Annotated in this window: 2 protein-coding genes; both read left to right on the top strand. The window is 67.0% G+C overall.

From position 1 onward, the window contains the following. On the top strand, positions 1-2741 hold a 2741-nt coding region (locus EOD07_RS27690), incomplete at its 5' end, for a sarcosine oxidase subunit alpha family protein (RefSeq protein WP_127237652.1). Continuing rightward, complete coding sequence (locus EOD07_RS27685) at positions 2734-3357, top strand: sarcosine oxidase subunit gamma family protein (RefSeq protein ID WP_127237651.1); 624 nt, start codon at positions 2734-2736, stop codon at positions 3355-3357. The genes EOD07_RS27690 and EOD07_RS27685, both read left to right, overlap by 8 nt. Positions 3358-3359 lie beyond the last annotated feature (2 nt).

Genomic DNA, 3359 nt, shown 5'->3' with positions numbered 1-3359 from the left:
GGCGCGAGCCGAACACCAAGGCGACGACGGCCGAGCTCTATGAGGGCCTCGAAGCCGCCAGCCAGAACCGCTGGCCGTCGCTCAATTTCGACGTCATGTCGGTCAACCAGCTGTTCGCGCCGATCTTCGTCGCCGGCTTCTACTACAAGACCTTCATGTGGCCGGCGAAGTTCTGGGAAGCGATCTACGAGCCGGCTATTCGGCGCGCGGCCGGGCTTGGCCGCGCCGCGGGCGTTTCCGATCCCGATCACTACGACAAGGCGTGGGCGCATTGCGACGTGGTGATCGCGGGTTCCGGGCCGGCTGGCCTGGCGGCTGCCCTTGCCGCGGGACGCAGCGGCGCGCGCGTCATCCTTTGCGAGGAGGATTTTGTCCTCGGCGGGCGTCTGCTCGCGGATGGCGGCACGATTGACGGATTGCCGGCCGCCGAATGGGTTGCGCGCACGGTCGCGGAACTTGAGGCCCTGCCCGATGTGCGCATCATGACGCGCACGACTTTGTTCGGTGTCTATGACGGCGGCACCTATGGCGCGATCGAGCGCGTCAACGACCATCTGCCGGTGCCGCCTGAGCATCAGGTGCGCCAGCGCCTATGGCGGATCGTCGCCAAGCGCTGTGTCGTCGCGGCCGGCGCGATCGAACGTCCGATCGTCTTTGCCGGCAACGACACGCCCGGCGTTATGATGGCGTCGGCCATGCGCAGCTACATCAACCGCTACGCCGCCACGCCGGCGAGACGCATCGCGCTCTTCACCAACAACGAGGATGGCTGGCGGACAGCGGAAACGGCGATCGCCGCTGGCCTGCAGGTGGCCGCCGTGATCGATGCGCGGCCGGACGTTTCGCCGGCTCATCGCTCGCTCGCCAGCAAGGGCGGCTTCCCCGTGCTGCACGGCTCCGTCAGCGGCGTCGATGGCGGCAAGAGCGGCGTGCGTAAGATTTCCGTCTCGCTGACCGGTGGCGCCCGCGCCGAGGTCGAGGCCGACGGGCTTGCCGTCTCGGGCGGCTGGAATCCGGCGGTCGGCCTCACCTCCTACCACCGCGGCCGACCGAAATGGCGCGACGATATCGCCGCCTTCGTGCCGGACGGCGCGCCGCCCGGCATGGTGGCGGCGGGCGCTGCCAACGGCGCCTTCGGACTTGGCGCGTGCCTGCGCGAAGGGTTTGAGGCCGGCGCCACCGCTGCGCGCGATGCCGGACGCAGCGGCAGTACGGGCTCGATGCCGGCCGCGGATGACGCGGTTTTCTCGCTTGCGCCGCTCTGGCATGTCGCCGGCAAGGGCAAGGCCTTTGTCGATCAGCAACACGACGTCACCGCCTCCGATGTCGAATTGGCGCAGCGCGAGGGCTTTCAATCGGTCGAGCATCTGAAGCGCTACACGACGCTCGGCATGGCGACCGACCAAGGCAAGACCTCGAATGTCGCCGGTCTCGCCATCATGGCGGCGGTCAGCGGCAAGTCGATTCCGGAGACGGGCACGACGATCTACCGGCCGCCTTACGTGCCGGTCGCCATCGGCGCCTTTGCCGGGCATCATCGCGACGAGAATTTCCATGCGACGCGGCTGACGCCGTCGCATCACTGGGCGGCCGAACAGGGCGCCATCTTCGTCGACACCGGTCTCTGGAAACGCGCGCAATGGTATCCGCGCGCCGGCGAGAAGGACTGGCTGGAATCGGTAACCCGCGAGGTCAAGGCGGTGCGGAGCGGCGTCGGCTTCTGCGATGTCTCGACGCTCGGCAAGATCGACGTGCATGGGTCCGATGCCGGCGCCTTCCTCGACCGCGTCTACATCAACGCTTTCTCCAGCCTCGCCGTCGGCAGGGCGCGCTACGGACTGATGCTGCGCGAGGACGGCATCGTCTATGACGATGGCACGACCTCACGTCTGGCCGATGATCACTATTTCCTCACCACCACGACGGCCAAGGCCGGGCTGGTGATGCAGCATCTCGAATTCTGCCGCCAGGTGCTGTTCCCCGAGCTCGACGTGCAGCTGACCTCCGTTTCGGACCAGTGGGCGCAGTTCTCGATCGCCGGGCCGAAGACTCGCGATCTCTTGAAGGAGATCGTCGATCCGGCCGAAGACCTGTCGAATGAAGGTTTTCCGTTCATGGGCGCGCGGGAAGTTGCGTTGCGCGGCGGCTTGAAGGCGAGGCTGTTCCGCATCTCCTTCTCCGGCGAGATGGCCTTCGAGATTTCGGTGCCGGCGCGCTACGGCGAGGCGTTGGCGCGCAATCTGATGATCGCGGGAAAACCGCTCGGCGTCACGCCTTACGGCACCGAAGCGCTCGGCGTGATGCGTATCGAAAAGGGCCATGTCGCCGGGCCCGAGCTCAACGGCACGACGACGGCGGCCGATCTCGGCCTCGGCAAGATGATGTCGACCAAGAAGGATTTCGTCGGCCGCGTCATGGCCGGCCGCGAGGCTCTGGTGGCGCCGAACCGGCAGGTGGTCGTCGGCATCAAGCCGACCGACAAGGCGCGGCGCCTGCGCTCCGGCGCGCATATCATTCCCAAGGGCGAGACACCCGGGCCGGACAACGATCAGGGCTATGTCACCTCGGTCTGCTTCTCGCCGGTGCTCGACCAGTGGATCGGGCTCGGCCTCGTCGAGCGCGGCCGCGAGCGCATCGGCGAGATCGTGCGCGCGCATGATCCGCTGCGCGGCGAGGACTACGATGTCGAGCTCTGCAATTCCGTCTTCTACGATCCGGATGGAGGGCGCCAGCGTGGCTGATTTTTCCTGGGAGATTCGCAGCCCGCTCGACCGCGCGCTGGTCGCCGGCCCTTACGGCGCGCAGGGCGACGCCGGCCTGACCCTGACCGATATTCGGAATTTCGATCTCGTGCAGGTGATGGCGCGGCGCGGCAAGGCCGGAGCGATGACGAAGGCCGCGAAGGCACACTTCGGCGTTGCCGCGCCCGAAACGCCCAAGGCGGTCGCTGCGGCCGACGCGACGCTGATCTGGTCGGGACCGGATCAGTTCCTCGTGCTGTCGAAAGGCGGTAAGTACACGATGGATACCCTTGCGCCTGCCTTTGCGGGCTCGGCCTCGCTTTCCGATCAATCGCATGCGCGGGCGCTGATCAGCGTCTCCGGCGACAACGCGCGGACGATGCTTGCGAAACTGTCGTCGATCGATTTGCATGCCGATGCGTTCGCGGTCGGCGCGGCGGCCGCGACGTCGATGGATCATACGAGCATCACGCTCTGGCGCGGCGATGATCGCAATGGGCAGGCGGTGCTCAATCTCCTGGTCTTCGCGACTTTCGCCGAGAGCCTGTGGCACACCATCCTGGACTCCGCTGCCGAGTACGGCGTGACGATCGGCCCTTCGGAAGACTTGGCGTAGCG

The organism is Mesorhizobium sp. M2C.T.Ca.TU.002.02.1.1, assembly GCF_003997225.1.
This window is presented reverse-complemented; position numbering and strand designations above follow the sequence as displayed.